Here is a 23,702-nt window from a genome sequence, read left to right as displayed (position 1 = left end):
GTAACCAAGTGTCCCACTCAGCCTTTTTGGCTCCCCTTTCAGAAGTATTTAATTTTCGATCATCGGTTAGAATATAGTATTAGTTTCTATAAATGACAATTAAAGAAAATGTACATATCATCAACTTGTCATCCCCATTTTAGGGCATTTTCTTTTGTTTAACCAACTTCTTTACAGACCTTCATCACACCTGCCATCAACCAAGTTAGATGGCTAAATCTATAGACTCACAAAGGTTTGATTCATTAAGCCTAATTTACATTGGGGAGGGAATGGACATGGATAAACATTCGATTTCAGCTGAAAAAGGCGCCTACATAAGCATTGCCGCTTACATATTCTTGTCTGCTCTTAAATTGTCATTTGGTTATTTCGGTGATTCTAAAGGGCTTTGGGCTGATGGTTTAAATAATACGACCGACATCATCGCTTCCTTAGCCGTATTGATCGGTTTGAAAATTTCAAAGAGACCTCCTGATGATAATCATTCATATGGTCATTTACGGGCGGAAACCGTAGCCTCGTTGGTAGCTGCCTTCATCATGATCACCGTGGGCCTTCAGGTAGTATACAGTGCCATTGAATCCTTCTTTCACCAAAATTCAACAACCGTTCCCAGCATGCTGACCGGTTATGTGGCTCTATTCTCTGCATTTTTCATGTACGGAATCTACCGTTATAACTTATCATTAAGTAAAAAGATCAACAGCTCTTCCATCTATGCCGTTGCCCAGGATAATCGTTCCGATGCCCTTGTCAGTGTTGGTGCATTCATTGGAATAATCGGTACTAAGATGGGAGTCCCTTGGCTGGATGCGATAGCGGCAGCCGTCGTGGGGGTCATCATATGCAAAACGGCCTGGGACATCTTTCGTGATGCCTCCATCTCTTTAACTGATGGTTTCGACGAGCAGCTCCTGCAAAAGATCGGACAAACCATTATATTGACAGAGGGTGTTAAAGACATGAGTGAAATTAAAGCCCGGATGCATGGAAGTGAAATCCTGCTCGAAACTACCGTTCATGTTAATCCTCTTTTGACCGTCATTCAAGGTCATGATATTACGGTTAAAATCGAAGAAAATCTTTTGAAGGAATATAATATCCAGCATGCGATCGTTCACATCGAACCATATGCATTCCATAAAAAAGGTAACCGTCATTAACTTTACGGATACCTTTTTTTGTTATTGATTCCTGTAATCACTGTAATAAAACTGTGTCAAAAAAAGGGATTTATTGATTGATTGCCGAATATTTATCCAATTAACACATGTTAAAAGAACATTAATCTGTTATCATGAAAAAAAGATGTAATTATTTTGATATTTTGTAATTTTATTCAAATACAGCAATTTCTGGGTCAAAAGTAAATTCATTTTCCTACAGTATGGAGGACAAGATGGTATCTAATCGAGAAATGACCATTCACTTTTTATCTTCTCAAAAAAGCAGTATCATTTCCAAATGGAAAGATGAGTTGCTGCATTTACCGGACGGATATCTGGGGTATTTTAAAGGAGAAGTGGAAAATATTTTCAATCTGCTAATGGATCAGCTTGGAAAGTCGGATACTGAAATAGACGATGTACTGAAGGTCGTAGGGGAAAAAATTGCGTCTGATCGAGTCAATAAGCAATTGGATATGGAAAATTTCTTTTCCACTGCTACCATCGGGAGATCCATCATCATAGAGCATGTTTTGAATTCCGAATCATCCAAAGAAGTAATATCGGGACTAATTAAGCAAGTAAACGTTTACTTCGATAAACTTATTCATTTTGCATTATCCCATTATACCGAATTGAAAACGATGGAACTTGAAGAACGCTATCAATTCATAAGCCCAAATCATAAAGACCGGTTGACACTCCTTGGCCAAATGACCTCAAGCTTTGTCCATGAATTCAGAAATCCACTGACTTCCATCATGGGATTCATACAATTGTTACAGGCAGAACAACCTCAGATAAAGTACCTTGATATCATTTCGAAGGAATTGGATCAGCTCAATTACCGGATCACACAATTTCTTAATATTTCCAAAAAGGAAACTTCAGCATCACCACCTGATCTATTTTCCATTGCTCAGCTTGTGAATGAGGTGATTGAATTTTTATATCCAAGCATTTTGGAAGTTAATGCTTCCATTACATGTAATATTGCCGAGGATGCCGTAATTTCCGGTTCTAAAGAAGAATTCCGTCAAGTTTTACTTAATATTATATTAAATGCTCTTGATGTGGTTGCAGGGATGCCTTCCCCATCCATTTACATTTCAGGCTCTGAATCACCACCCGGCATTCTTACTTTAAATATATCGAACAATGGGCCGAAGATACCTGACGACGTCCTGCCGAATATTTTTGAACCATTCATCACCACTAAAAAAAGAGGAACGGGATTGGGATTATTCGTCTGTAAAGAAATCGTTTTAAAGCATCAAGGAACTTTATCCTGTCACTCTACCGATTTCCTTACGACCTTTTCAATACAATTAAAAACTAAATAATGGATAAATATCCTTTTTTCCTTAGGTTTTTAGTGTGAAATTTTTGACTGATTGGCGCCCAGTTACTTATACTAATAGGTAGGTTCCACTACTAATCGAGGTGAATGATTCTATAGATTGAAAATAAAAACAAGAGAAATTTTCATACGAGATAGACGAGACTTATTTTTCATCTAACATTTTATATACTACTATCATTTCATTCATTATTGGTTTTGGGAGGTGACTGGGATAATTAAATCGTTCTCAACATCTGGCGATTCAATTAAGTCCCACACTAATTGGACATATTAAGTTTTTTATTTGTCATTATTTTAATTGCTTTAACGGCCTTTTTTGTGGCTTCGGAATTTTCGATCATAAGGGTTCGCAGCTCTCGGATCGATCAATTGATTGAAGAGGGAAACAAAAAAGCCATTGCGGCCAAGAAGGTTACATCCGATCTTGATGAGTACCTATCCGCGACACAGCTTGGAATTACCGTAACTGCCCTTGGATTGGGGTGGCTGGGACAACCGACCGTCCTCAAATTGGTTGGGCCTTTATTCAAGGCATTGAACATCCCTCAAGAAGTCACAAGCATTCTGACATTCGTTATTTCATTTTCCCTGATTACGTTCCTGAATGTGGTTGTTGGAGAATTGGCTCCAAAGACGGTTGCCATCCAAAAGGCTGAGCAAGTGGCCTTGGCAATTGCCAGCCCGCTGATTTTTTTCCATAAGATAGCCTTTCCCTTCATTTGGGCCTTGAATCATTCTTCCCGATTCGTTGTCGGATTATTTGGCTTTAAGCCAGCATCCGAAAGCGAAATAGCCCATACGGAGGAAGAATTACGTTTCATCCTGTCAGATAGCTATAAAAGCGGAGAAATTAACCAGTCGGAATTTAAATATGTAAATAACATCTTTGAGTTCGATGATCGTGTTGCTAAAGAAATCATGGTCCCAAGGACAGAAATCATGACCATATCCAAAGATGAAACGGTACAGCAATTCGTCGATGTGGCCAAATTGGAAAAATACACTCGATATCCTGTTGTCGAAGGTGATAAAGACCATGTCATCGGCTTAGTGAACTTAAAGGAAGTATTCTCGGATCTTATTAAGAACCGGGAAATCCATATCAAAGCGATTGAAAATTACGCTCGTCCGATCATTCGGGTGATGGAAAATATCCCAATTCACGATTTGCTGTTAAAAATGCAAAAAGAACGCATTCATATGGCCATTTTGATGGATGAATACGGCGGAACTTCCGGACTTGTCACAGTCGAGGATATCCTCGAGGAAATCGTTGGGGAAATTCGTGATGAATTCGATATTGATGAAGTCGCCTCGATCAGGAAAATTAAAGATGGACATTATATTTTAGACTCTAAACTTCTTGTAAAGGAAGTGAATGACCTACTTGGCATTCACTTAGAAGAAGATGATGTCGATACTATAGGCGGTTGGGTCCTTACTGAAAATTATGATGTGAAGGTAGGGGACATCATGGAAAAAGACGGATTCTGCTTTAAAGTGATTGAAATGGAAGATCACGCCATTCGTTTTATAGAGGTCACCAAAAAGGTCGTACAGCTTCCTCTGGAAGAAGACCTTCCTCAAGGATAATGATGAAAAACAGCCACGTAAAAGGTGATTTTACGTGGCTGTTTTTTCGATTTGTTCATTTATCGGGAAACCGTCCCATTTTTTTGACCGTTACGATTGGAGGAGTGCTCTTTTTCTTCCAAAAAATATACAACATGATAAAGATAAAGGAAAAACCAGCAGCCGGAATTAGATAAGGTTCAGTTATTTCCCGGATTTGCTGCCAATTCTCGCCGAGAACCATTCCTAATGTCAGGAACAATATGGTCCAAGGTATGACAGCCGCAACCGTATAAAATATAAACTTCCATACAGACATCCTTGCAATTCCGGCTGGGATGGAAATAGCATGGCGAACCACTGGAATGAATCGAGCCGTAAAAATCACGCCAACGCCATACCTTTGAAACCACTCTTCAGCATTTACTATATGATTTTCTTTTATTAAAATATATTTTCCATACTTCAAGAGAAAGGGCCGTCCTCCATAATATCCAGCCCAATATAGAAAAAGTTGTGCCATCGTCCCGCCTGCCACACCTGCAAGAACAGCTCCCCAAAAATTCATTTTCCCCAGGCCTACCACATAACCACCGTATCCTAGAACTAGCTCACTAGGGATGACTTCAACCATAAGCCCAAATAAAATCCCCATATACCCCATTTCAGCAAACCAATTCAATATCGTCATAATAAGCTGTGATATCATGCTATCGGACTCCCCTTACCGCTAATTTCAAATTGTTTGTCCTTCTATCCTATTTCAGCTCATAACGTTCTATTCGGTTTTTCATATCCAGTTTCACAATGCATCACATTTAGGAATGCATAAAAAAAGACCAGCTGATATGTACTCCGGTCTCATTGCATCAATATTCTTTTAGCTCCCTTTTTTGGGAAAATTGATTAAAAACAGCTGCGGTGAGTAAGGATGAATCATTTTGCGAAACATTAGTGAAAATCTCCTGGCGTGATTTCGTTTTTTCAATATGAATCCCGAGATCTTTATACTTGTTGATTATTTGATTATTCATGCTTACCCTCCCTTTCTGCTGTACCGTTATCCTTTACCTTCCCATTTAACGAAAGGATAAAACCTGTTTAAACCATTCGCTCCAAAAAACAATCAATTGACTTGAATGGTTTGCAGTTGGTGTTCATGCACTTCGTCTTTTTCAACATGTACCTGCACCTTATAGGTTCCCGATTCTTCGAAAGATACCTTATTTAGATATGTTCCATCTCCATCTTCTTCAGCCTTGGTGAAATGACTCTCTTCGCTGCCTTCCTTCCACACCTCGAAATTCACATCTGCATTTGTCAGTGGCTTCCCGTTCAATTCAACGGTCGCTGCAAAGTTCGAACTGTTTCCTGCCTTTACAGGGTTACTTTGAAACTCGATGGATACATCCGTACTAGGATGAACCGATGCGCCTTCACTTTCATGTTCTGGAACGACAACTTCTTTTTCAGGCATTACATGAAGGCCTTTGGCCGTTACATGGGAGACTACAATATATTTGCCTTGTTCTTCAAAAGTATGCATCACTTGATACATGCCACTTCCGGTATTCTTTGCTTCAAGCATTTCCCTTTTATCCTGCCCTGACTTTCTTACTTCAAAGAGTACCTCATCTGCTTCATTCACCAATTGGCTTCCCTGTTTCACTGTCGTTTCAAGAATGACTTCTTTTCCAGGCTCCAATTTGCCTTTAATGGCGATTGATGCATCCATCGATTCTGGAACAGCACTGTTAACTTCCTTATCCTCCGGCATTTCAGACTCTTGACACCCAGCCAACATAACTAACAACGCAGTAAACATATAGAGTTTTTTCATATGAACTTTTCCTTTACTATTTATTAGACTAAAAATCTGTCCATTTCATATTGCCCATCCTTTCCTTTTTTTGGATTTTTATACATCATTCATCAAAAAATAGTTCGCATCACGGTGACTGAGGTCAGCATGGCCACCGCGATGATCGTTAAAAATGAATATAAAAAGATTGAAGTCCCCACAACACTCAATCCGCAAAGAAGCACGCATCCATCAATGATAAAAATCAGTAAACCTACATTGAATCCGCTCTTCCTTGATAGGATCTGTGCCAGCATATCCGTTCCGCCTGTTGATGTCCCATACCGAAGCATCAAGCCGATTCCTAATCCAATCAAACCTCCCCCGATCATTGCACTTACATAAATGGGAAGATTCCAGCCGATGACAGCGTCGGAAAAAATATCGATGCATAATGAGGAAAAAAGCAGGCCATGCAAACTGTTCAGGAATAATTTCTTTTCAAAGTACCAAGCATATATATATAATGGAATGCTGCTCAAAATCACACCCAGGCCTGTCGGAAGTCCTATATAGTAATGAAAAATCAGCCCAATCCCTATCATGCCGCCATCCAATAAATGATAAGGTATCAGGAAAAAATTGATTCCCACGCCTACAAGCATGCTGCCGGCGATAATCGCTGCCATCCTTTCCATGATTTTCATGGCTGCCCACCCCCTTTAATCTGCTTTTAGAACTTGTCTTGGACTCTATAGAATATGTATGAACCATCGAGAAAATAATGAAACTGACCAATTTTTTATGAAACCGCCTATAATTTTCTGAATATTCCATAATATCATACAATAAAGTAGAGAAAACAGTCAAAAACAGCTATTTATTAGCTCAAACTGGTCCTTTACAAGCAATTTACCGGATTTATGGTGCTGAAAGCTATTTGACTGAATGATTAACTCTTTCTATAATGAAAGTATTTAAATTAATTAGATTGAGGTGATTTGATGGGGCATTAAAGAATGTTCGTTTTGACAGGCGGACGCTGATTTGCGTAATGGATATGTACATCCTATTGAAAAATGGCTGTACTCCTTCAGACGGAAATTCTTCTATTTCCCGTCTACGCGTCGCCAATCAGCATATACTATTATTCTCTTCATCACTTAAAGAAATGGGAGTTAAAGCGGCTGGACATCAACTACCACAGCCATTATGAATGATTCCCGATAATATTCAGCAAGGCAAAAAAAATATACTTGTATATTTTAAAAATGTAGGAGGTGTACTCCTTATTCGTCTCGAAGGCGAGTTAAGGGAGACTATTTGGACATAATAAACTTGGTTCTTATTGCCATTTTAATTGCTTTAACAGCATTTTTTGTAGCTACGGAGTTTGCGATTGTTAAAGTGAGAAGCACGAGGGTCGATCAATTAATTGAAGAAGGAAAGCCGAATGCTCTTTCAGCAAAGAAAGTGATATCCAACCTGGATGAATACCTTTCAACATGCCAGCTCGGTATTACCGTTACCGCTCTAGGGCTTGGGGTGCTTGGGGAACCGACAGTTAAAAAGATTTTGCACCCACTCTTGAATCAATTGAATCTTCCAAATTCAGCTTCACATGCACTCTCGGTTGCAATTGCCTTTTCTTTAATAACTTTCATACATGTGGTTGTTGGGGAATTGGCACCAAAAACATTGGCGATTCAAAAAGCGGAGCGAGTAACTTTATTGGTTTCCAAACCTTTAATTGGTTTTAACAAAATCATGTATCCATTCATCTGGGTACTAAATGGCTCTGCAAGGACGCTTACAAGAATGCTAGGATTAAAAGCAGTTTCCGAACATGATTTGGCTCATACAGAAGAAGAGCTTCGTATCATTGTTTCCGAAAGCTACAAAAGTGGTGAAATTAACCAATCAGAGTTTAAATATGTGAATAAAATTTTTGAATTCGATGATCGGATTGCAAAAGAAATCATGGTTCCACGTACAGAAATTGCAACGGTATCCAAAGATGATACGATCCAACAGTTTTTCACCGTCATGGCGGAGGAGAACTTTACACGATATCCTGTCATTGACGGAGATAAAGACCATGTTATCGGTATGGTCAATGTAAAAGAGCTATTCACTGAAATGATAGACAATAACAAGCAGGCAGCATCCACGATCCAACGATATGTTCGTCCGATCATCCGTGTCATTGACAGTATCCCAATTCACGACTTACTTTTAAAAATGCAAAAGGAGCGCATCCACATGGCTATCCTCATGGATGAATACGGCGGTACGTCAGGTTTGGTGACCGTTGAAGATATCCTTGAAGAAATCGTTGGCGATATCCGCGATGAGTTCGACCTGGATGAAGTTCCTGATGTCCGCAAATTAAAAGAAGATCACTACATCATCGATGCCAAGGTATTAGTCAGTGAAGTGAATGATTTACTTGGATTGGATATTAATGATGAAGATATCGATACGATGGGCGGATGGATCCTTACCGAGAATTACGAGGCCAAACAAGGTGATATTCTGACTTATGGTCCCTATAACTTTAGAATAAAAGAAATGGAAGATCACCATATTCGTTATATTGAAATATACAAACAAGCAAAAGTCGTAAGCGAAGTAAAAGAATTCCCGATAATATCGCAAACTGAAATCGTTTCATGATAATAACCCCCGTTCCTAATTGACAATAGGAGCGGGGGTTATTTTTTTCCAACCGGTACATGAAATGTAATAAAAACATAATATATAAAACCTGCTTCATTTTAGATTGAATGATTACATGAAGTATAGTTCTACCTTTATTGTTTCATACTGTTAGAAAAGCGATACTTATTGAAGGAGTGAGGAATCATGAAACTCATAACCATTTGCCAACACTGCAAAGGGAAAGGGAAAACCCGCTATCTGCAATTCTTTTCCCGGGACTGCAATCATTGCAACGGTCAAGGTAGAGCTGTAAAAGATATGTCAAATTTAAGAAATCAGGCAAAAAACATCTAATAATCTTTCATATTTTGAAGTTGGGTTTGATGACACCTGCCCTCTTTAACGTATCATAAACAATCAGTATCGAAGGTCCAAGGAAAAGCCCGATGAAACCGAGCATTTTAAACCCTAAATAAAGGCTGACCAACGATGCCAATGGGCTCAATCCCATATTTGCTGAATAGATTTTCGGTTCGATGGTCCTTCTTATGATCGTAATGACCAGGAATAGGATGATGAGACCAACACCTAGATGATGGTTTCCTTGAGCCCAAACAATTACTGCCCAAGGAACCAGTACAGATCCCGTCCCCAGAATAGGAAGAATGTCCACGACTACAATTAACAATGCCAATGGAACCGTATACTTCACATTCAATAACCATAGTCCTCCATAAGCCATGATGAACGTTATTAAACTCAAAAGGATTTGTGCCTTGATGAATCCTACGGCTGCCATACTTAAATCTTGATAAACTAGCGAAATCTTTTGATAAGTGGATGTCTTTAAATAATGGACAGCCTTTTTTCTTAACTTAGGCAATTCAAGACTAAATAAGAATAAAGCGATTAAATAAATTAAAAAGTCAATGAAGAGCCCGGGAATGAGTGTGACGAACTGAACCATATCCTGAACAAAGCCCTCTGTGAACCCCTCTAAAGCCCTGACTCCCTTTTCCATCGTTTGTTCTATTGACTGTATGAGATTTGGCGGCAACGTTTGGGAATATCGTTCCCATTTCCTAATGACTGGCAATATAGCCGTTAAATACACTTCACGTATGAAACCAGGAAATTCTTCCGAATAGATAATGACCTTCTTGATTAATACCGAAAAGGAAAAATAAGTGATGCTTATAAGCCCGCCTACATATAGAGCAAATGAAATCAACACTGCCCAAAACCGATGCAGCTTTGCCGTTTTGCCAATCATGCGGACCAATCCATCTAAAAGAATGGCGGTGAGCAAAGCTAAAATCAAAGCCCATGAATAGGGAATGACGATTAATATGCATAAAAGGAGAATACCTCTCCAAAACCAACGGAAAAAGACGGCGACATTCACTGAACAAACCCTCCTTGCACTTTCCTGTTCTCCTTATATTTATGAAATGGGGTCACATATATTTCGCTTAAACGTTTTATTTTCTCAATAAGGGGAAAAAGAGATACAAAGAGATGGAGGGATTGACATTGGATAATAAAGATAAAGAAAAGTATCTTGAAGAGCGTAATGATAAATCCAAGGCATTCAAGAAAGATCAGGAAAAACAGCTGGAACGTGATCAAGTGGTCATGCCCATTGATGATTTACCAATTGATGAAATAAAATATGAACGACAAGAAGAACGAAATAAAAAAGAAACTAAACACCGCTCCACGAGCGAGAGGGCTTAACCAAAAACCAGCCACTATAGAGGGCTGGTTTTTGGTTGCAGATATAATTGCATTCAGCTTCAAGGTGATGTGCCGTATTGACTTTTACCAATTCCCGGCGGCACTTTGATACTTGCTAACGGAACATTTGAAGGAAAAATATATATATTTGCCATCATATATTAAGGTCCCTCTTGTCAGCTTTTGAAAATCCAGTACAATCGGAATCTCCCATAATCCATTCGCATTGCGGAATTCCTTCCTCCCCTGCTTCACTTCCAAAAATAAACATTGACTGAAAAAAATGATTCTTTACAATAGACTTTTAAGAATTAAAGAATATAATGGACTGGTCGACCATTATAAAGGAGAATCATATGACGAACCCTACTCAATTATTTCATCAATATTTACAAGTATCGAGATCATTAGTCAGCAAAATGAATGAACAAATTACAGCTCTTGAAATTTACCATAATCAGTGGACGATCCTGAATTATTTAAAGAACTGTGGATATTCCACAATCCCCGATATTTGCAGTTACTTGGATGTTGATAGTGTTATCATCACACGTTCGGTCAACAGCATGGAACAGAATAATATGATTAAACAAGTTCCTGGAAAAGATGAACAGGAAAAACGAATCGAACTGACGCCCCGGGGAAAAGAGGTACATACAAAATGTCTTAAAATTGCAGAAAAAATCGAAGGAAAAGCCCTGGAAGGCATTACCGAGGAAGAACAGGAAATATTTTTCCAGACAGTCCTTAAAATCCTCAATAATATAAGAAACTAAAATGGATACCTTATATCATTGTTGAATAAGTGTGAATCAAGGCCTTTTCCTTATTTTTTCGCATCAAGCTATAGCCATGCCATTTTTAAAAGTCGGATTCCTGCTTTGATTTCATTTTCGGTTAATCCACCGTACCCAATCAAAACAGTCGGATCTTTCACATTCTTAGAATAATAAACCGAAGTTGGGTGGACTTTAACCCCAACACTGGCAGCCTTTTGAATGAGCTCTGCCTCACTGCTGCCGTTTTTTACTTTTAAAAGAACGTGCAATCCTGACTTTTCACCGATTACGGATACACGATCATGGAAGCTCTCTTCGATTGCATTAAGCAGCACCTTATTTTTTTTACGATAAATCGTTCGCATTTTATTCAGATGGCGTTCCCAATGTCCATTTTTCATAAAGAGACAGAGCGTTTCCTGAATCAATCTGGAGACGGTCTGTTTATATCCCATTAGCTTCTCTTGATAGCGGCAAGCCAGCTCCATAGGTAACACCATGAATCCTACCCTGATTGATGGGATGAGCGATTTTGAAAACGTGCCTAGGTAGATGACCCTTCCCTTTGTATCCAACCCCTGCAGGGACGGAATCGGTTTGCCTGAATGTCGGAATTCCCCGTCATAATCATCTTCGATGATATAACCTTTTTTTTCCGCCGCCCAATTCAACAATTCCACCCTTCTAGTTATCGGCATGATCATACCGGAAGGAAATTGATGGGAAGGAGTGACATAAGCAACATTCGCGGCACTCTCTTTCAGGGAGTCCACACTCATTCCACTTTCATCCAAGGGTATGTATGCCATATCAGCTCCCTCCAACCTCAGTACCTCCCTTACTCGATGAAAGCCAGGCTCTTCCAACCCGAATACCCGCTCATCTCCAAGAAGTAACCGCAATAGATGGATGAAATACTGGGTGCCTGCCCCAATGATGATTTGATCTGCCCCGCAGCGAACTCCTCTCGATTGGAATAGATAGGATGAGACTTCAAACCGGAGCCCCCATTCCCCTTGAGGATCACCGCTCATGAACATTTCCCTTTCCTGAAGATACAATGTATTGTTCAAGCATTTTTTCCACACGGCATGCGGGAAAGAATCGACGTCCACCCGTCCATGATTGAAATCTATCTCATTTCTTTCATTCGCAGGACACATCATCCCTTCTGTTACAGGCAAAGGCTCATTCAAAGGTGAGATCGGTTCTAAATCGGCAACGTAATACCCTTTCCTTAATTGACTTTCCACATATCCTTCTGCCATCAACTGATGATAAGCCGTATCCACCGTATTCAGGCCTATCCCTAAATGCACAGCCAGTTTTCGTTTGGAAGGCAGTTTCATTCCGGCCTTTATTTGTCCATTCTGGATTTCCTTTATAAAGTATTTATACAATTGGACATATAAAGCTTCTTTATTCGTTTTATCTAAGTTTAGAGTAACTTCAAACATTGGCTCCTCCTTCAAACTGGTTCCATAAATTATATCTGGTTTGGCCCTTATTGCAGGACCAGAATATTCTTATAATGAAGATATCAATCAAGAGGAGGATACTATGGAACATATCGAATTATTCGGGAAACACGTGATACTCACCCCGATGATGGATCATCATATCGAACCGCTTTACGCCGCTTCCTTGCCAACTGAAATATGGGAATGGAGCGCAACAAAAATTTTGTCATATGAAGAAGCGATTTCCTATGTAAAGGATGGCATTCGAGCAAGGGAACAGGAACTTCATCATCCATTTGTCGTTATCGATCAGACTGATGATTCGATAGTTGGCAGCACGAGCTTAAGAAATATTCAATTTCATAATCAATCCCTGGAAATCGGTGCGACTTGGTATCATCCCGACAAATGGCGGACAGCCATTAACACAGAATGTAAGTACCTGCTATTGCAGCATGCTTTTGAAAAGTGGAAAATGAAACGGGTTGAATTCAGGACGGACGAATGCAACAAAAGATCGCGTGCAGCAATAACCAGGCTCGGCGCCCTTGAAGAAGGCATTTTGAGAATGGAGAAAAAACTGCAAGATGGAAGGATAAGGAATACGGTGGTCTACAGTATTCTCGAGCATGAATGGCCCAATGTGAAAAGGAATTTGGAAGCCTTTTTGAAAAGGTGAAGATATGAAAAAGAGTGCCGTTGTTTTGCACTCTTTTTCTCTTGCTGCTATCTTTCATGTGAGTCTTTATTAATATCCGATAAAAAATCCTTTTGCCTTTTGGTTGATCGAATGAATATGAAAACGACAATCGCAAATAAAAACGGCATTAATAAAGCAAAAAGAAGATAAATCATATCTCCAAAGAACAAGTTCATTCCCCCTAAACCACCATGCGACACGCACTTTTGTCTGTAAACTTTCCCGTCAAACTTGGATGTTCATTGCTTAGTCTAAACTTTGTGACAAGCGAATCATATCCTGGCATTGTATCCCATTTTCATAAATGGCCTCGGAATAGTTTCTATTAAAAAAATCCCGATCGACCCCAGTGATTCTAAACCCGCATTTTTGGTAAAGGGCAAGCTGCCCTATCCCCGAATTTCCCGTGCCGATTTCAATCGTTTTATATCCCTGTTCCCTTGCATGGCCTATGGCGTGTTCAATCAATTGCCTGCCGATTCCTCTTCCATGGTGCCGTTCATCCACAGCGATATTCATTATCTCTATCAGTTTTGGACCTTTTTGCAGTAAAACATAAACACCGATCATTCGCCCATCAGTCAAGGCAACAAAGCATGTTCCGCTTCCCAAGTATTCCTCGACCAATTCCCTTGAAGGATCGGCCAAAAGCAATAAATGCATCGGCGGTGGCTCATCGATGAATAATTCCCTTATCTCCATCTCCATCCAACCCCTTCTCATTTTAATTCTTCTACAAGAAGTTCAACCAATTCCGATGCGGGAAGTTCCCTGCTCAACCTATACCCTTGTCCTGCCCACAAAGCCATCAATTCAGGATTGTTTTTTTGTCCAGCCACTTTTCGCATTTGCTTTGTCATGTGATGGACATGAGGATAGGCGACTGGTGCAAATCCATCATAATCGGTAATAAAGTGATTCACCAACCCGCGTGCTCTCCGGCCGCTGAAGACTCGGGTAATAGAGGTCTTGGTAAACCGGGGATTTCCCAGAGCTTCCTTATGGACGGGGCTTGCCCCGCTTTCGGGACAGCGAAGGAAAGCTGTTCCCAATTGTGCCGCTGTTGCTCCCGCTTCGAGCACGGCCGAGATATCCTTTCCATGCATCAGTCCGCCCGCCGCAATGATCGGCAAGTTCAGCTCACCTTGAATCAACCGTATCAAAACTAAAAGACCGTAATCATCTTCTGTGCGGTTTTCAAAGCTGCCCCGGTGACCCCCTGCTTCAAACCCCTGTACACATAGCACATCCGCACCTGCTCCCGCCGCCCTTTTTGCTTCCTGAAGGTTGGTTACCGTAACGGCTATAAGGGAACCGACACCTTGGAGCTCCCTTATTACGTCTTCCGTTGGACATCCAAACGTAAAACTGACAACAGCGACCCCAGCCTCCTTCAACACCGTTATTTTATTTTCCCAATCATCGTCATCACTATCGGCTTTTCCAATCTCAGCCCCAACGCTCTCGGCCTCTTTTTCGATCTTTTCACGATAGGCAGATAATATATTTTCATCCGCCTCCTCGTTTCCTGGCACAAATACATTCACGCCAAAAGGGTGCCCAGTCAACTGACGGGTCTGCCCTATTTCGTCCTTCATCTCTTCTGCAGTCTTATAGCCAGCTGCGAGAAAGCCCAATCCACCTGCATTGGATACTGAAGCCGCAAGCTTCGGGGTGGAAGCTCCTCCTGCCATCGGTGCTTGAATGATCGGATATCTCATTAACTTTTTTAGCATTCCATACCACTCCTTTTGATTTTTCTTCATGCCCTTATCATTTTTACGTTTTCTTGGTATAATGATTATCTGTAAGAGAAAAGTGTCTAAATGATCACCCTTTATATCTTGCAAATATAAAACATAGGTGGTAAATAAAAATGGAAACAAAACCATATAGAGTTTTACTTTATTATTTGTATGTACCAATCGAGAATCACGAAGAATTCGCAGCCGAGCATCTTGCGGCATGTAAAGCACTTGAATTGAAAGGCCGTATCTTGGTGGCAGCAGAAGGGATCAACGGAACGGTTTCTGGTACGATCGAACAAACCAACAAATATATGGACATGATGAAAAGCGATCCCCGCTTTGCCGATATCGTGTTTAAAATAGATGAAGCTGACGGCCATGCTTTCAAAAAAATGCATGTTCGTCCACGAAATGAGCTTGTAACGCTTCGATTGGAAGAAGACATCAACCCGAACCGGACGACAGGCAAATACTTGAGCCCGATGGAGTTCTTCGAGCAAATGCAAGATGAAGATACCATCGTCCTTGATGCCAGAAATGACTATGAATTTGATTTGGGACATTTCAGGGGTGCAATCAAGCCAGAAATCACGAATTTCCGTGAACTTCCGGATTGGGTCCGGGAAAATAGAGAAATGTTCGAAGGCAAAAAAATCCTAACGTATTGCACCGGCGGTATCCGCTGTGAAAAATTCTCCGGCTGGCTTGTCGAAGAAGGCTTTGAAGATGTAAGCCAACTGCATGGCGGCATCGCAACATACGGAAAGGATCCCGAAGTCCAAGGTGAGCTTTGGGATGGCCAAATGTATGTATTCGATGAAAGGATAGCCGTACCTATCAATCAAAAGGAACATGTCATTGTCGGTCGCGATATTTATTCCGGCGAACCTTGTGAACGCTATGTTAATTGTGCTAACCCTGAATGCAACAAGAAAATCCTTTGCAGTGAAGAGAACGAGCACAAACATATGCGCAGCTGTACTCATGAATGCCGAGTGCATCCCCGTAACCGCTATGTAGTCGAGCATAACCTTTCTGAAGAAGAAGTGGCTGAGAGATTACAGCTAATCGAAGAAACTAGTACCGTAAAATGATAAAGCAAACCCGAATCAGTGGACACGATCCCTATTCGGGTTTTTTTATCCATTTAAATCAAATCTTATTTTCCTATATTAAACCTATGCCTTGGACCTTATCCCACTGCAAGAATGAACTATGATCTTTTAATGCCATCTGCTTCAAATCCACTATTACTTACTCTCTTACTTCTATATCACAATAGAAAAAACCTTCTTAATACGTAAAAAGAATGAATTCAGCTTAAGATTTTAGCGGTCAGCGGTTTTACCTTCAATGAAAAGAGCGATTCCTCTTTAGAGGAATCGCTTTTGCTTCATTAATGTTATTTTTCCTCTGCACTTACAACAATCCCGCAAGCTTGCCTATCGCCTGCATCACCGGCTTTCAAGGTATCCACATCCGGTCCTTTTTCACCATTGGCTTCATAACGGTCAGGAATATTGGCAAAGTTGTCTGGATTCGCATGAACGATTACAGCCAACTCTTCTTTCTTCAGCTGGTCTATCGTCATGTTATCCAATGTTGCCGTATATTTGGCTGTTCCATCCTCTTTCACATATAAAGGGGGCATATCCCCTGCATGTTTAGAGTGCGTGTCATCAGTTGGATTAAAGTGTCCTCCCGCTGTAGTGAAAGGGCCTTCCTTAGCATCCGGCTCACATACTGCTTTTTCGTGGACATGGAATCCATGGTAGCCTGGCTCAAGGCCTTCCAAAGCGGTCTCGATCACCACAGTATTCTCTTCGGCGGTAAAGTTAACTGTCCCAAGTGTTTTACCTTCTACATCTTTAACTTCCGCTTTTACCAGCGGATCAACCCCTGTTTCTGTTCCTTGTCCCACTGTAGTCATGTCCTTGGCATTATTGTCGGACTGATTTGAATCATCCGCTGAATTACATCCATACAGTAAAAGGGCAGCACACATAGGCAGCACAAGTTTTTGTTTATAGTTCATATAAACTCCCTCACTCTCTTATATGTATCTTCCTCTTATTACTTTCCACCATTATGGAAGAATAAACAGAAAGCGGAATAAATAGGAAAATGGATTATTCCGTGAGGGTGAACACCTTACTAATTTCACTGACAGGAATTTTGCATTATAGCTTAATGGTCTCATATTTTACAAAGTGATGACCCCAAAAGTGATGGCTGCAATCGTCATGATGATGGTCGTCCCAAATGCCCATTTAAACAGGAATTTTTGGTGATCCCCAAAATCCACGCCTACAAGACCGATCAATATGAAGGTTGCAGGCACCAATGGCGATAATGGGAACCCTGCGGTCGAATGGCCTAATAAAGCGGCCCTTCCGATTTCTACAGGAGAAATGCCGAAGTTCGATGCCGTTTCACTTATTATTGGCAGAATGCCAAAGTAATAGGCATCAGGTGAAAAAATGAACCCCATCGGAATGCTCGTCAGCGCTACCACCAGTGGCAAATGTGCCCCGATCCACTCAGGAATGACAGTTACGATTGAAGCAGCCATCGAGTCCATCATCTTCGTTTCTGTGAATACACCCGTAAAAATCCCTGCAGCGAAAATGAGTGTACAGATCATCACGAAACTATTGGCATGAGATAAAATCCTTTCCTGCTGTTCTTTTGGGTTCGGAAAGTTAACGAATAGTGCAATCGCAAAAGCAGTGGCAAATAAGATTTGGATCGGCAGCACTTCCATCACCAGCAAAACCATCAGTAAAATCGTCAAGAACCAATTAAACCAAAAAAGCTTGGATGTTCCTTTAGGTGCGGTTTCAACACCTGCAGCCTGTTCTCCCATACCAGGTTGCATGTTCGTCTCCATCGAGCTGACCCCTAATCTCTCCCTTTCCTTTTTACCAAGTACATATGCCGAAAAAAGCGTCCATAAAAGACCGCAAATCATGACCGGAATGAGAGGAATGAATAGCTCCGATACTTCAACCTGAAGGCTCGCGGCCGCCCTGACCAAAGGACCTCCCCAAGGAATCATATTCATGACGCCAGCGGCTAAACCAACAACACAGGCCAATACGAGCCTGTTCATCCCTAATTTGATATAAAGCGGCAGCATGGCTGAAACGGTGATCATGAATGTGGAAGAACCGTCTCCGTCCAAACCTACCAACATGGTTATAATTGCAGTTGCCATGACAACCTTTAGCGGATCTCCTTTTACAAAACTGAGTATTTTAGCGATCATGGGCTCGAATAACCCAACGTCAATCATTAGACCAAAGTATAGAATAGCAAAAACGATCATGACTGCTGTCGGTGTCACCTTTAAAATACCCGCAACCATCATATCTCCCATTTCCGAGGCAAAGCCACCAATCAGACCAAAAGCTATTGCCGTGAAGATGAAAGCGACAACCACTGATAAGCGCTTTGTGATGACTAAGACCAGAAACGTTAAAATCATGCAAAATCCTAAAATCGTCAACATGTTAAAAACTCCTTTAAATGGAAAAGTGAATACCTTTGCTTAAGTTAATTTTTCTGAAAAATCAATATTTTCACATTATATCATTTGCCTATTCATTAAAAAACCAATAAAAGCAAATTCGTTTAATAAATTAGTTAAATTATGTATACTATTATTTAGGAACCCGAAATTTTTTCCGGAGGAAAGAAGTGTTGAATCTAAAATGAATGCTCATAAAATAGCTAAACGGAATCTTTTCATCATGTGGTTCGCCAATTTCTTCATAGGCGGCAGCATGACGATGGTTCTCCCATTCATATCCTTATACATTGGTACATTCGGAGATTATTCGACTCAATATATCCAGCATTGGTCAGGATGGACATTTGGAATCACTTTTGTGACTGCCTTTTTATTTTCTCCCGTTTGGGGACGAATTGGTGATCGGTACGGCAGGAAGAAAATCTTGATTGCCTGTGCCTTTGGGATGGGGCTGTCCATTTTCCTGATGGGATTCGTTGAAAATGTTTGGCAGCTATTCGTCTTAAGGATGTTCACCGGGATATTCACTGGCTTCATTTCCATGTCACAAGCCTTCATATCAACGCAAACCCCAAAAGAAATTGCCGGACGCGTACTGGGAACCTTGCAAACGGGAAATATAACCGGTTCCCTTTTCGGACCATTGCTTGGCGGCCTGCTTGCAGACACACTCGGCTATTCAACCGCCTTTAAATTCACCTCCATCACCATTTTCATCTCCGGACTTCTTGTTTTTGCAACCAAGGAGTACGTAATGGAACGGCAGAAGGGAACAAAGTCGAGCTATACAAGCAGGGAAGTTCTCTCGCATATCTTGAGGAATCCCATCCTAGTCAATGTCATGCTCATTTCGACACTTGTTCAAGTTGCCCACTTCAGCATTCAGCCCATTCTTTCTTTATACGTTGGCCAGTTGCATGGAACTTCCAATCTTGGATTTTATTCAGGTATCGCCTTTTCTGCAGCAGGCCTGGGGAATTTATTGATGGCGCGTCACTGGGGCAAGATAGGTGATCGTCATGGACATGTGAAGATTCTTGTGCTGCTTCTTTTTCTGACTGCTACAGTCTACTTGCCTGGTGCCTTCATCAATCATTTTTGGCAGCTTGTTCTGGTACGTTTCATACTTGGCATGGCAATAGGCGGCATCATCCCTGTAAGGATTGCCTACATTCGCCAGGAAGCTCCTGTCGCAATGCAGGGGGAAGTACTTGGGTACAATACGAGCCTGCGCTTTTTAGGCAATATCATTGGACCCGCGATGGGCGGAATGGTTGCTGGTTTCTACGGATTCTCCGCCGTTTTCATCACGACCAGCACGTTACTCCTCATAGCGGGACTTGTCCTCTATTTCGCGATGCACCGCAATCCGGAATTGGCCAGATCACATTAATCTCACTTTGGCTAGAAAGCCTGCTTTCAGATGGAAGCAGGCTTTCTCATGTTTAATGCTCATACAGCTGTAGTGCTGGATACTTCTGGAACTGGATTTCGTTTCGGTCGTATTCCGATACAGGCAGTGAGGCCAAAAACGAACAAGAGTCCTGCACACATGAAAAAGGAATATTGGAAACCAGCTGCTGCACATGGTTCCCGAACAATAGGTACATAGCGTGCCAAACCTTTCTTCTCTATTTCCTTCTATATTTGGACAATCCCGCTGATTGCTGTTGATACTTAATAAAAGGGGAAGGTTGGCCGCAGCCATAAACACTTCATAACGCAACAAATTTTATGTTAAGATTATTTTAGGCAAATTTTATGAAAGTAAAAGACGCAAAGCCACGGGCCTAACACAACAACTTAGTTGTCATGGCAGCCGGGCTGCCATGATTTTTCTTGAATGGATCACTTTATTATCAATTGCCCCTTTTTAATTTGCCTAAAATTAAAAATAGGAGGGTTATATATGTTTTTTCCAACCATTTATTCAGCCACTACAGATGAGAGACACATAGTTAAAGATAAAAATACTTGTGCATGCGGCACAAGGTATAATGTATTCGCAATGCTGACCAGAAGCGATCTTCGAAAAATCAGGTTCAAGCATTATAAAGAAGTGACATGTCCTAAATGTAAATCCAGTATCATTGATAAGGAATAGACTCTTAACACCGGGAGGTTTCTACTCCAAAAACTTTGATAGAGCTGGCCTTTTCACCTTGTTTCGGTAACAATAGCCATCTTCCTCATGCCTCCTTACCCAGATTACACACAAAATCGAATAAAAAAAGACCCTTTCAAGATCTTTTATCATTGCTATGTAAAGTGAATGTGCGGCTGAATATAGCTGGCTCGATTCAAATCATCAGTTTATAAGCTCTACTCCGCTTCCCGTTTGGTATTCCATCAACTGGGCCAAATATTTCTTAAGTAATAACTCGGCAAGTACAGGGTCTTTCAGGTTATTCAATAGCGTGTAGGAGCCCAATTCGTCAAAATGGCCAAGACTTTTTTCAGGAATCCATTTCGGGGAACATTTTGAGCATGCATGGCCTGTTTGTAGGCATAATAATAATCCTCCAGCTTATTGGTGGTACCGCCCCCACCCCAATAATATCGTCAGGGAAAGCTTCTTTATTATCGGATATTCACTAAGGTAAAGAATTATCCCTTCCCAGTATGAGGATGCGATTTTCCCATTTCACCGGTATCATCAATATCAGCATATCATCCCATTTTGTCACTGATTTCTTTATATTTAAGATAAAGCTGTTCTTTCATATGATCCCATTCCGAGGCTTTTTCCGCTTCACTTTCGATCAGATTCGAGCGGGCAGTAAGTGAACCTCTTCCAGTTTCAAAACGGCAATCCGGTGTGGCCTGTATAAATCATTGTTCATCAATGTCGCATATTCGACTATTTAGCTTATCTTCTATTTTCTCTTCAAACAATTAAGTTATGTAACTATCCTTTACCTCTTCTTCGAGAATTTCCGGGGAACATTCTCCTAGGTGAATGGGAAAAGAATCAGCAAAATGGAGCGAACCTCCTTTCCATACATACAAACGATCATCCTCTCTCAATACGATCGCCACGAAAATTCCAATTGAAATGATTCCACCGTAAAAACCAATGTTTCTTGGATTGTATCGAATTTCACTAAATTCCTTGCAGTCAGTCTTAAATGATTCTCAATCTTTTCCACCAGTTTCGTTCTTTTCTCGCTCTTATTCATAGGAGTAACCCCCATTTTCATTCATAATAAAAGAATAACACATTTAAATACAGAAAAATCTGAATCGTGGCAGCGAAAGCGATTAAGAAGGCTTTGGAAATTTTTTGCCCTTCGTTATTGGATGTTGCCCATCGTCATTTCCTGAAATTCCTCCCTTTAGGCCTTTTACCTTCATTCGCCTATAATACGAAATGAATAGCCCTCGATTTGTCGTTTATATTATCCATATAGATAGAAAGAAGGACTCATGCTATAATTTAGTGCGTTAAAAGAAATGAACACACATATATAGAAAGAAGGAGTATTTCTTTGAATACATCTGGATACAAACAGGAATGGTTTGGCAACGTTAGAGGAGATGTTCTATCCGGTATAGTCGTTGCCTTGGCATTGATTCCGGAGGCGATTGCCTTTTCGATCATTGCTGGCGTTGACCCAATGGTTGGTCTATATGCCTCATTCTGCATTGCCATCGTCATCTCTTTTGTCGGCGGAAGGCCGGGAATGATTTCGGCAGCCACTGGTGCAATGGCACTCGTCATGGTCGATCTTGTTAAAGATCATGGCTTGAACTATTTACTTGCTGCAACAATATTGACTGGTTTGCTGCAAATTTTACTAGGAGTATTAAAAATCGGGAAATTAATGAAGTTCATACCGAAGCCGGTCATGACTGGTTTTGTAAATTCTTTAGCTATCTTGATATTCACGGCTCAGCTCACCCATTTCGTGGGCGAAACATGGATCATGTATGTCATGACAGCCGTTTCTTTAGCTATCATTTATCTTTTTCCGCAGATCACGAAAGTCATACCTTCACCACTTGTCGCCATCATATTCATGACGATCGTTGCAGTTGCCACGGGGGCTACGGTGCGGACGGTTGGGGATATGGGGCAATTGACCGAAGCGCTACCGATGTTCATGCTTCCAGATATCCCTTTGACCTTCGAAACTTTGGCGATCATTTTCCCTTATTCCATAGCCCTTGCGTTTGTTGGGCTGCTTGAATCATTATTGACAGCTCAAATAGTCGATGAGATGACTGACACGGACAGTAATAAAAATAAGGAAGCCAAAGGCCAGGGAATTTCGAATATCATTGCGGGATGCTTTGGCGGCATGGCGGGATGTGCGATGATCGGCCAATCCGGTATCAATATTAAATCAGGAGGAAGGGGCCGGCTCTCCACATTTGTAGCTGGCGCATTCCTTATGGTATTAATCGTGGTATTGAATGATGTCCTTATTAAAATCCCGATGGCTGCACTTGTCGCAGTCATGATCATGGTTTCAATCGGGACCTTTGACTGGTCTTCCCTAAAGAGGCTCACAAAAGCTCCAAAGTCGGATGCAGCCGTGATGATCGTGACGGTCCTCATTGTCCTTTATACACATGATTTATCAAAAGGGGTATTTGCCGGAGTGCTCTTGAGCATGATTTTCTTCTCGGCTAAAATTTCTAAAGTGGCTGTAGTGAAAACGGAAGATATCCAGGCTAAGAAAACCATTTATCATATCCGCGGGCAGGTATTTTTCGCTTCTGTCCAGGACTTTGTTTCGAAGTTCGACTTCAAGGAAAAAGCCGATTCAATCGTCATCGACTTTTCCCATTCTAAAATCTGGGATGCTTCAGCAGTCGGTGCTGTTGATACGGTTGTCCTTAAATATCAGCTTCTGGGAATACCTGTCCAAGTGCAAGGACTCGATGAAGATAGTTCTTTATTGCTTGAAAAACTCGCCACATCAGAAAGTAAAATATCTTGAAGAAGTAAGTTTTGTTGAATAGAAACTTTTCAAACCGACAAAATAGATAACATGAATTATTTCCTTTTGAAAGGGGCGAAAAGCATGACACCCGAGCAGGATTATACAGCAGCAAATCTGTCACCGGATTTATTGAATGAACTGAAAAGCTTTGAAAACAGACTTGGCGAGGAAGCCAACAAAGAACTGATTGTCATTGCCTATGAAAAAGAAAAGGAAGCTTTGAACTAAGAG

Annotated in this window: 23 protein-coding genes and 1 riboswitch; of the genes, 12 read left to right on the top strand and 11 right to left on the bottom strand. The window is 40.9% G+C overall.

Going from position 1 to position 23,702, the window contains the following annotated elements; genetic code table 11:
• Positions 1-278 precede the first annotated feature (278 nt).
• From ACFRAK_RS08125 to ACFRAK_RS08115, 3 genes are all read left to right on the top strand, one after another.
• Positions 279-1,166 carry a cation diffusion facilitator family transporter gene (locus ACFRAK_RS08125; RefSeq protein WP_387596568.1) on the top strand — a complete coding sequence of 296 codons (888 nt, stop codon included), beginning with the start codon at positions 279-281 and terminating at the stop codon, positions 1,164-1,166.
• A 236-nt stretch (positions 1,167-1,402) separates the two neighbouring features.
• Complete coding sequence (locus tag ACFRAK_RS08120) at positions 1,403-2,512, top strand: histidine kinase N-terminal domain-containing protein (protein ID WP_387596571.1); 1,110 nt, start codon at positions 1,403-1,405, stop codon at positions 2,510-2,512.
• Between the two features lie 281 nt (positions 2,513-2,793).
• Complete coding sequence (locus tag ACFRAK_RS08115; RefSeq protein ID WP_260284502.1) at positions 2,794-4,125, top strand: hemolysin family protein; 1,332 nt, start codon at positions 2,794-2,796, stop codon at positions 4,123-4,125.
• Positions 4,126-4,180: 55 nt separating this feature from the next.
• Here the strand turns inward: ACFRAK_RS08115 and uptA are convergent, their stop codons facing one another.
• From uptA to ACFRAK_RS08095, 4 genes are all read right to left on the bottom strand, one after another.
• Positions 4,181-4,810, bottom strand: a complete 630-nt coding sequence (uptA, locus tag ACFRAK_RS08110) for an undecaprenyl phosphate transporter UptA (RefSeq protein ID WP_387597166.1) — start codon at positions 4,808-4,810, stop codon at positions 4,181-4,183.
• A 163-nt stretch (positions 4,811-4,973) separates the two neighbouring features.
• Positions 4,974-5,138 (bottom strand): hypothetical protein, encoded by a 165-nt coding sequence (locus ACFRAK_RS08105; RefSeq protein ID WP_387596574.1) that lies wholly within the window; start codon positions 5,136-5,138, stop codon positions 4,974-4,976.
• Between the two features lie 92 nt (positions 5,139-5,230).
• The gene (locus ACFRAK_RS08100) at positions 5,231-5,944 is read right to left on the bottom strand and encodes a FixH family protein (protein ID WP_387596576.1); all 714 of its coding nucleotides are present in this window, start codon (positions 5,942-5,944) and stop codon (positions 5,231-5,233) included.
• A gap of 92 nt (positions 5,945-6,036) precedes the next feature.
• Positions 6,037-6,612 carry a YitT family protein gene (locus tag ACFRAK_RS08095; RefSeq protein ID WP_311202512.1) on the bottom strand — a complete coding sequence of 192 codons (576 nt, stop codon included), beginning with the start codon at positions 6,610-6,612 and terminating at the stop codon, positions 6,037-6,039.
• A gap of 616 nt (positions 6,613-7,228) precedes the next feature.
• On the opposite strand from ACFRAK_RS08095, the gene ACFRAK_RS08090 reads away from it, so the two are divergent.
• Complete coding sequence (locus ACFRAK_RS08090) at positions 7,229-8,581, top strand: hemolysin family protein (RefSeq protein ID WP_260284499.1); 1,353 nt, start codon at positions 7,229-7,231, stop codon at positions 8,579-8,581.
• A gap of 346 nt (positions 8,582-8,927) precedes the next feature.
• Here ACFRAK_RS08090 and ytvI read toward each other — a convergent pair whose 3' ends face one another.
• Positions 8,928-9,971, bottom strand: a complete 1,044-nt coding sequence (gene ytvI, locus ACFRAK_RS08085) for a sporulation integral membrane protein YtvI (protein ID WP_394571555.1) — start codon at positions 9,969-9,971, stop codon at positions 8,928-8,930.
• Between the two features lie 128 nt (positions 9,972-10,099).
• Between ytvI and ACFRAK_RS08080 the strand changes: the two genes are divergently transcribed.
• Both ACFRAK_RS08080 and ACFRAK_RS08075 read left to right on the top strand, forming a co-directional pair.
• Positions 10,100-10,303 (top strand): hypothetical protein, encoded by a 204-nt coding sequence (locus tag ACFRAK_RS08080; protein ID WP_394571554.1) that lies wholly within the window; start codon positions 10,100-10,102, stop codon positions 10,301-10,303.
• Between the two features lie 356 nt (positions 10,304-10,659).
• Positions 10,660-11,079 carry a MarR family winged helix-turn-helix transcriptional regulator gene (locus ACFRAK_RS08075; protein WP_076367409.1) on the top strand — a complete coding sequence of 140 codons (420 nt, stop codon included), beginning with the start codon at positions 10,660-10,662 and terminating at the stop codon, positions 11,077-11,079.
• A gap of 68 nt (positions 11,080-11,147) precedes the next feature.
• On the opposite strand, the gene pdxR is transcribed toward ACFRAK_RS08075, so the two are convergent.
• The gene (pdxR, locus tag ACFRAK_RS08070; RefSeq protein WP_394571553.1) at positions 11,148-12,539 is read right to left on the bottom strand and encodes a MocR-like pyridoxine biosynthesis transcription factor PdxR; all 1,392 of its coding nucleotides are present in this window, start codon (positions 12,537-12,539) and stop codon (positions 11,148-11,150) included.
• Positions 12,540-12,642: 103 nt separating this feature from the next.
• Here pdxR and ACFRAK_RS08065 point away from each other — a divergent pair, with 103 nt between their 5' ends.
• Positions 12,643-13,221 (top strand): GNAT family N-acetyltransferase, encoded by a 579-nt coding sequence (locus ACFRAK_RS08065; protein ID WP_260284494.1) that lies wholly within the window; start codon positions 12,643-12,645, stop codon positions 13,219-13,221.
• 267 nt (positions 13,222-13,488) lie between these two features.
• Here the strand turns inward: ACFRAK_RS08065 and ACFRAK_RS08060 are convergent, their stop codons facing one another.
• Together ACFRAK_RS08060 and ACFRAK_RS08055 are read right to left on the bottom strand one after the other, a co-directional pair.
• On the bottom strand, positions 13,489-13,944 hold the full coding sequence (locus ACFRAK_RS08060) for a GNAT family N-acetyltransferase (RefSeq protein WP_387597168.1): 456 nt from the start codon (positions 13,942-13,944) through the stop codon (positions 13,489-13,491).
• Positions 13,945-13,961: 17 nt separating this feature from the next.
• Complete coding sequence (locus tag ACFRAK_RS08055) at positions 13,962-14,978, bottom strand: nitronate monooxygenase (RefSeq protein WP_387596588.1); 1,017 nt, start codon at positions 14,976-14,978, stop codon at positions 13,962-13,964.
• 140 nt (positions 14,979-15,118) lie between these two features.
• Between ACFRAK_RS08055 and trhO the strand changes: the two genes are divergently transcribed.
• The gene (gene trhO, locus ACFRAK_RS08050) at positions 15,119-16,084 is read left to right on the top strand and encodes an oxygen-dependent tRNA uridine(34) hydroxylase TrhO (protein WP_387596591.1); all 966 of its coding nucleotides are present in this window, start codon (positions 15,119-15,121) and stop codon (positions 16,082-16,084) included.
• Positions 16,085-16,392: 308 nt separating this feature from the next.
• On the opposite strand, the gene ACFRAK_RS08045 is transcribed toward trhO, so the two are convergent.
• Positions 16,393-17,025 carry a superoxide dismutase family protein gene (locus ACFRAK_RS08045; RefSeq protein WP_387596594.1) on the bottom strand — a complete coding sequence of 211 codons (633 nt, stop codon included), beginning with the start codon at positions 17,023-17,025 and terminating at the stop codon, positions 16,393-16,395.
• Positions 17,026-17,193: 168 nt separating this feature from the next.
• Positions 17,194-18,501: a CitMHS family transporter gene (locus ACFRAK_RS08040; RefSeq protein ID WP_260284489.1), complete on the bottom strand. Its 1,308-nt coding sequence runs from the start codon at positions 18,499-18,501 to the stop codon at positions 17,194-17,196.
• A 202-nt stretch (positions 18,502-18,703) separates the two neighbouring features.
• Between ACFRAK_RS08040 and ACFRAK_RS08035 the strand changes: the two genes are divergently transcribed.
• Positions 18,704-19,915, top strand: coding sequence for an MFS transporter (locus tag ACFRAK_RS08035; RefSeq protein WP_387596597.1), 1,212 nt, complete (start codon positions 18,704-18,706; stop codon positions 19,913-19,915).
• Positions 19,916-19,963: 48 nt separating this feature from the next.
• The gene (locus tag ACFRAK_RS08030; protein WP_387596600.1) at positions 19,964-20,134 is read left to right on the top strand and encodes a hypothetical protein; all 171 of its coding nucleotides are present in this window, start codon (positions 19,964-19,966) and stop codon (positions 20,132-20,134) included.
• Between the two features lie 129 nt (positions 20,135-20,263).
• Positions 20,264-20,354, top strand: a riboswitch (cyclic di-GMP riboswitch).
• A gap of 1,191 nt (positions 20,355-21,545) precedes the next feature.
• Here the strand turns inward: ACFRAK_RS08030 and ACFRAK_RS08025 are convergent.
• Complete coding sequence (locus ACFRAK_RS08025; protein ID WP_387596603.1) at positions 21,546-21,701, bottom strand: hypothetical protein; 156 nt, start codon at positions 21,699-21,701, stop codon at positions 21,546-21,548.
• A 309-nt stretch (positions 21,702-22,010) separates the two neighbouring features.
• Between ACFRAK_RS08025 and ACFRAK_RS08020 the strand changes: the two genes are divergently transcribed.
• On the top strand, positions 22,011-23,468 hold the full coding sequence (locus ACFRAK_RS08020; protein ID WP_387596606.1) for a SulP family inorganic anion transporter: 1,458 nt from the start codon (positions 22,011-22,013) through the stop codon (positions 23,466-23,468).
• 84 nt (positions 23,469-23,552) lie between these two features.
• Positions 23,553-23,699: a hypothetical protein gene (locus tag ACFRAK_RS08015; RefSeq protein WP_192203558.1), complete on the top strand. Its 147-nt coding sequence runs from the start codon at positions 23,553-23,555 to the stop codon at positions 23,697-23,699.
• The last annotated feature ends 3 nt before the right edge of the window (positions 23,700-23,702 follow it).

This window comes from Peribacillus sp. NPDC056705 (assembly GCF_043656335.1).
The sequence above is the reverse complement of the archived record's forward strand: the minus strand, read 5'-3'. Positions and strand labels throughout refer to the sequence as shown.